This window comes from Bacillus sp. S4 (assembly GCF_040838205.1).
Lineage (GTDB): Bacteria > Bacillota > Bacilli > Bacillales > Bacillaceae_G > Bacillus_A > Bacillus_A cereus_U.
In genome coordinates this window covers 1-6,066 of the sequence record NZ_JBFPJI010000204.1, presented here as the reverse complement: position 1 = coordinate 6,066, position 6,066 = coordinate 1, and the positions used below count along the sequence as shown (strand labels likewise).

Here is a 6,066-nt window from a genome sequence, read left to right as displayed (position 1 = left end):
ATGTAAATAGTGTTATTTCCATTTTTATTTCTAGGACTAAAGGCTTAGTAAAAATTCCGATTGAAGTGCGATGTTTAAAATGTCATATTTTTATACACTAGTAGTATAGAATGCGTATGTTATGAAGTAAGGTAGGGGAAGGGATCTATGTCTTTATGTCGGTTAGCGAGAAAAAATATACAAACATTTGCTACCAAAAGGTTAAAACAATTTACGTGGATTGCTATGAATACAATGATTTGTTTTTTTATGATATCATTCCGATTCAATGAAGTTGTAATAAGTAAAGCGGGATATACACTTATATTTGTAAAGTGGTTTTATGCTATGTTTCTATTTGTAGTTTTTGTATGTATTTTCATTACTTATAAAATGACAGCCTCTTTTTTACAGGTAAGAAGAGAGGAGTTTAAATCGTACGAAGTAGTGAATATGACGAGAAAGGAAATGTTATGTTTATTGTGTCATGAGCAATTATTAATTTACGGAGGAGCTTTCGTTTTCGGATTAATTCATGGTATGTTATTTTTGAAATTATTTATTATTATTTTTATGAAAGCAGTAGGAATCCAAGGAGTAACAAATGCACCGATTACGACGTATGCGATAATGGTAACAGCAGTTGTTATGATAACCGTCATTATAGTATCAATGTGGCAATGTTGTAGGTTTATACAAAGGTTAAAGGGTGAAAAGTCATATGAAACAAGGAAAAAGGCATGAGAAATCATGGCTTTTTCTTCATTTTACACATGTTATTAATCATGATACAGTGGGAAGAACTGAAAAAAAGAGTTAAGAAGAAAGGTTGTATGGAATGATAAATGAGCAAGCGATCGTAAAAGTTGATCGATTAACAAAGCGAATTGGTTCAAAGACGTTAGTAGAAAATATTAGTTTTGAAGTGAAAAAAGGTGAAGTAGTTGGCTTATTAGGACCAAATGGTGCTGGAAAAACGACATTAATGCGAATGATGGTCGGAATGATTCGTATGACAGAAGGAGAAGTATGGATTGATGGTCAATCTGTAAAACAGCAATTTGAAAAAACTGCTGCGAAAATTGGCGCTGTAATTGAGACACCAGAATTCTATCCTTTCTTAAGCGGCTATGAAAATTTAACATATTTCGGACGAATGAATGGAAATGTAACTGAAGAGCGTATCGATGAAGTTGTGCAACTATTAGGAATGGGACAAGTGATTGACCGTAAAGTAAAAGCATATTCACTCGGTATGAGACAACGTTTAGGAATTGCTCAGGCACTTATACATAATCCAGATGTATTAATACTAGACGAACCAACGAACGGATTAGATCCTAGTGGTATACATGAAATGCGGATGTACATAAAGAAAATTGCACATGAACAAGGAAAAGCTGTTCTTGTCTCTAGTCACTTACTCTCAGAAGTTGAATTAATGTGTGACAGGGTTATTATTATTCAGCACGGAGAATATGTCGCAACACAAAATATTCAAAGTGATCAAAAGGAAGAAACAGAAGAAATACATATCCGTGTAGATGATGCGAATAAAGCGGCAGAGGTTTTAGAATACGATGTTTTAGTAAAAGAAAACGAATTAATTATAAACGTGAAAGATGAAGAAATTCCAAATATTCTTCGTACATTGATGGAGAAAAATATTCAAGTTTATCGTGTATATGAAGAAAGAAAAACGCTAGAAGAGAAGTTTTTAGAATTAACAGGGGGAAAAGATATTGTTTAATTTAGTTTATAACGAGCTGTATAAAATATTTAAGCGAAAGCGAACGATTATTCCTTTTGCAGCTATTGCGGTATTAATTATTGGGTTAGGATGGGTTACGGTAAAGTATTTAGAGCCAGAAACAAAAGGGTGGAAAGCGGATTATACAGAACGCACTGTAGAAATTGAGAAAAAGCTCGGCATGAAAAAAGAGGATATTTTAACAGAAAAGTCAGGAGACGAGCTTGTAAAGGAATACCAGCTTAAAATGAAGCATTTAGATACGAATACAGCGCCAGCAAGTAGTTCTCCACTTTCTTTCATGAGAGATACTGGTTTTATTGTTTTTCCTATTTTACTTCCGTTTATTCTCGTATATGCGAGTACAATTTTTGCGAATGAATATAGCTGGGGAACATATAAATTTTTAACGATTCGTCCGGCGAGCCGATTTAAAATTTTAACATCTAAGTTTTTGGCAATCGTTATATTTTCGGCATTATTATTTATATTTAATATGATTTTTTCCGTATTATGTGGGCTAATTATTTATAAATTCCAACAACCAGCTTGGACTGAATTTGTCGTTCAAAACGGAAATATAATAAAACAAAATATTTTCGTAGAAGGAAGTAAATATTATATTTTATCGTGGCTACCAACTCTGGTGTATGCTGCATTTGCATTTATGATTTCTGTTTTAACGAGATCGAGCGGAGGTGCAATCGGGATTTCTCTATTTCTTGCATTATCAGGGGGAATAGCGCTAATTCCGGCAGCAAGATATGAATGGGCGAAATATTTATTACCAGCGAATACAGATTTATATGGGCTTTCAAAGGGCGGGAGCTTTATTGATGGAGTAACATTCCCATTCGCTTCTTGTATGCTTCTTCTATACTTAGCTGTATTTTTAGGGGTGTCCTATACTGTATTTATAAAACGAGATTTAACAGCATAAGCAAAAGCCGTTAAGGGTAACTTAACGGCTTTTTGTTTGTGATAATTGATGAATAGCTTCTTCGGCTAATAAGGCGAAATACTCCGCGCTAATAGGTAATGCTTCTTCATCTACTGTAAAAGCTGGATGATGCCATTCATGTGTACCGCTTGTTCCCATAAAGACGAATGAACCTGGTATTTCTTGTTGGTAAAAAGAAAAGTCTTCTCCTGCCATTGATGGTGTAGGAGAGATAACGTTTAGATTCATTTTCTCTGCAATCTGAATAGAAAAATCAGTGAGTACTTTATCGTTTTGAACAGCAGGAGGACCTGGGTAAAATCGAAATTCTGTTTTTACACCTAGTGCATCAGAAATGCCTTTAATGATACGTTCCATTAATGCCGGAATCTTTTTACGTGTTTTAGTTTGGAATGTACGGACAGTTCCTTCTAATATTGCTTTTTCGGGAATAACGTTCCACGTATTCCCTGAATGAATGTTTGTTACACTTACGACAGCGTTATGAGAAGAACTAATATTTCGGCTTACAATTGTTTGAAGTGCCATAACGATTTGAGATGATGCAACGATAGGATCGACACCGGCATCAGGCACAGCTGCATGTGTTCCAACACCATGAATTTCAATTTCAAATCGATCTACTCCAGCCATTAGTGGACCGTCTTTAATACCGATTGTACCTACTGGTAAATCGGGCTTATTATGCATACCAAAAACGGCTTGCACATTCTTTAAATGTCCAGCTTCAACAACTTTACATGCTCCGTTTCCACTTTCTTCAGCAGCTTGGAATATAAAACGCACAGTTCCGTTAAGAGAAGCTTCTTTTTCTTTTAATAAGTAAGCCGCACCCAATATAGCAGCTGTATGAAAATCATGCCCACAAGCATGCATTTTACCTTGTATTTTTGAAGTGTATGGAAGGTCTGTTTCTTCTTGGATAGGAAGGGCATCGATATCAGCACGAAGCGCTACCACCGGTCCGTTTTTATTACCAGAAATTTCAGCGATAATTCCTGTTTCTAAACTGGAATCAATAATAGTAATATTAGCTTCTTTTAACCAATTTTTTATTGCTTTTGTTGTTTCAAATTCTTCGTACGATAGTTCTGGGTATTCGTGTAAATGGCGACGAATAGAAATAAGTTTTTCTGTTAATTGATTTGGAATGGATGCCACTTATTATCCCCTCTTTCTTAAGTGAAATATTTGTATTCATTATATAACACAATAATAAAAGAGAGGATTTTCAAATGAAAATCCTCTCTCGTTTATGCTGCAACTTTTTTATGAGTATGCTGTTTTTTATAACGTCCACGCATTGCATATGCAATTTGCGGGATTGCAATACCGATTAAAATAAGTGATACACCGACCCATTGTGAAGATAGTACAGCTTCTTTTAAAACGAATACAGACATAATTGTTGTAACTGGCAGTTCTGCTGCACCAAGAATAGTTGCTAAGCCAGATCCGATTTTTGGAATACCGATTGTAAAGGCAATGGACGGAATAACGATACTAAATATTCCTAAGCCTAAGCCGTATTTCCAAAGGCCTTGAGAAATTGCTCCGTTAAAAATAAATGTTGGCGGGAATACGATCATGACTAAAGTTAAAGCGCCAGCCATTAAAAGGACACCGCGTGGTAACGAAGGTACTTCAACGGCAACTTTACCACTTACGAAAATGTATGTTGCAAATGTAATAGCTGATAATAAGCCTAAAATGATTCCAGTCGTATCGAAATCACCAGCTGATGTTTCTAATAACCCACTTGATAAAAATGTACCTGCAAGTAAGAAGATTACTGAAATAACTTTTTCTCTTGAAGGTAATGTTTTCGTTGTAATTGCTTCAATGATAATTCCAACCCAAACGAATTGGAATAAAAGTATAATTGCAATAGAAGCTGGTACAGTTTTTAAAGAAGCGTAATAAAAAATTCCAGTAAAACTTGCAGACGTACCTGCGACGAATAAAATTAACATTTGTTTTAGTGGAACACGATGTCTAGAAAATAGAAGTGTAATAGCAAGTAAAATAATCCAACCGAACAAATACTGGCTACCAATTACCTCTCCAAGTGAAAATCCTTCTGCATATGCAAGTTTAACAAAAATAGCTAAAACCCCATAACTACACGCTCCTAATAAAACTAAAAGAGAATAACGAAGCATGAAAAATTCCTCCCATCTATATGAAATTGTTCCGTAACGGACATATATAACTAGAGGGAAGTATACAAAATTAAAAATGAAGGGTCAAATGAAAGAAAAGTGCGAAATTTTATAGAATAATAATAAAAGTATGATATTTATGCATAATCTTGAAATTAATAATAATTAAAGTATTGTAAAATCAGCTTTACGTTGTATAAAGACAGCATTTGAAAAAAATTTTTTAGGCTTAATATGTGTGAAGTTAATTGTAATGTGCTAATGATTTGAGAAACTGTGGAACCTTTGTTATGTTAGTAACAATTAGAAAGAGTTTCATAATTCAATTGAGATTTTTCTATATAATAGAAGGAAATGAAAACGTTTTATTAGAAACTGTGTGAAAGGGTAGTTTTTCTTATTGTCACGTTGGAAAAGTGAATTCATGAAATGTCCATAGTATTTTCAATTGTTTTTGCTACAATATGGAGGAGGAGAGGAGTGGAATAATGCAAGATATTAGTATTTTTTTAGCGTTTGGAGCTGGGTTCTTATCATTTATATCCCCATGTTGCTTACCGCTTTATCCGGCATTTTTATCATACATAACAGGTATGTCGGTTTCTGAATTGAAAGAAGAAAATGCAATGCTTCGCAAAAGAAGTATGATACATACAGCGTTTTTCTTACTTGGATTTTCGATTATATTTATCGCAATTGGATTTGGTACAAGTTTTATCGGAGGAATTTTTACGGATTATAAAGATTTAATTAGACAGCTAGGTGGTATATTTATCATCGTGTTCGGTCTTATTATTGTCGGTGTATTTAAGCCGAAGTTTTTAATGCAAGATCGTAAATTTACTTTTAAAAACCGTCCGAGTGGTTATTTTGGTTCAGTTCTAATTGGATTAGCATTTGCCGCTGGATGGACACCTTGTACGGGGCCTATATTAGTGTCTGTAATTGGATTAGCTGCAACAAATCCAGAATCGGCAATGATTTATATGATTGCTTACATACTTGGATTTGCGATTCCCTTTTTCGTACTTTCATTCTTTATTACGAAAATGTCTTGGATTAAAAGAAATAGTATGGCGTTCATGAAAGTCGGAGGATACATAATGATCGTTATGGGGATCTTCCTATACTTTAATTGGATGACGAAAATTATCGTATATTTCTCAAGTTTATTTGGTGGATTTACCGGTTTTTAGTATTATTCTGTGAAAATG

General features: G+C 34.2%; 6 protein-coding genes and 1 pseudogene. 5 read left to right on the top strand and 2 right to left on the bottom strand.

Going from position 1 to position 6,066, the window contains the following annotated elements:
- The first annotated feature begins 147 nt into the window (after nucleotides 1-147).
- From AB3X48_RS16325 to AB3X48_RS16315, 3 genes are all read left to right on the top strand, one after another.
- Nucleotides 148-723, top strand: coding sequence for an FtsX-like permease family protein (locus AB3X48_RS16325; RefSeq protein ID WP_016105857.1), 576 nt, complete (start codon nucleotides 148-150; stop codon nucleotides 721-723).
- A 94-nt stretch (nucleotides 724-817) separates the two neighbouring features.
- On the top strand, nucleotides 818-1,729 hold the full coding sequence (locus AB3X48_RS16320) for an ABC transporter ATP-binding protein (RefSeq protein WP_016105856.1): 912 nt from the start codon (nucleotides 818-820) through the stop codon (nucleotides 1,727-1,729).
- Nucleotides 1,722-2,669 carry an ABC transporter permease gene (locus tag AB3X48_RS16315; RefSeq protein ID WP_199715508.1) on the top strand — a complete coding sequence of 316 codons (948 nt, stop codon included), beginning with the start codon at nucleotides 1,722-1,724 and terminating at the stop codon, nucleotides 2,667-2,669. The genes AB3X48_RS16320 and AB3X48_RS16315 overlap by 8 nt, the downstream gene beginning before the upstream one ends.
- Before the next feature lie 21 nt (nucleotides 2,670-2,690).
- Here the strand turns inward: AB3X48_RS16315 and AB3X48_RS16310 are convergent, their stop codons facing one another.
- Both AB3X48_RS16310 and AB3X48_RS16305 read right to left on the bottom strand, forming a co-directional pair.
- Nucleotides 2,691-3,851 (bottom strand): M20 peptidase aminoacylase family protein, encoded by a 1,161-nt coding sequence (locus AB3X48_RS16310; protein ID WP_016105854.1) that lies wholly within the window; start codon nucleotides 3,849-3,851, stop codon nucleotides 2,691-2,693.
- Nucleotides 3,852-3,943: 92 nt separating this feature from the next.
- The gene (locus AB3X48_RS16305; RefSeq protein ID WP_002111188.1) at nucleotides 3,944-4,852 is read right to left on the bottom strand and encodes an EamA family transporter; all 909 of its coding nucleotides are present in this window, start codon (nucleotides 4,850-4,852) and stop codon (nucleotides 3,944-3,946) included.
- Nucleotides 4,853-5,172: 320 nt separating this feature from the next.
- Between AB3X48_RS16305 and AB3X48_RS16300 the strand changes: the two are divergent.
- Both AB3X48_RS16300 and ccdA read left to right on the top strand, forming a co-directional pair.
- A pseudogene (locus AB3X48_RS16300) lies at nucleotides 5,173-5,280 on the top strand (peptidase T).
- A gap of 60 nt (nucleotides 5,281-5,340) precedes the next feature.
- Nucleotides 5,341-6,048 (top strand): cytochrome c-type biogenesis protein CcdA, encoded by a 708-nt coding sequence (gene ccdA / locus AB3X48_RS16295; RefSeq protein WP_001152675.1) that lies wholly within the window; start codon nucleotides 5,341-5,343, stop codon nucleotides 6,046-6,048.
- Nucleotides 6,049-6,066: the final 18 nt, after the last annotated feature.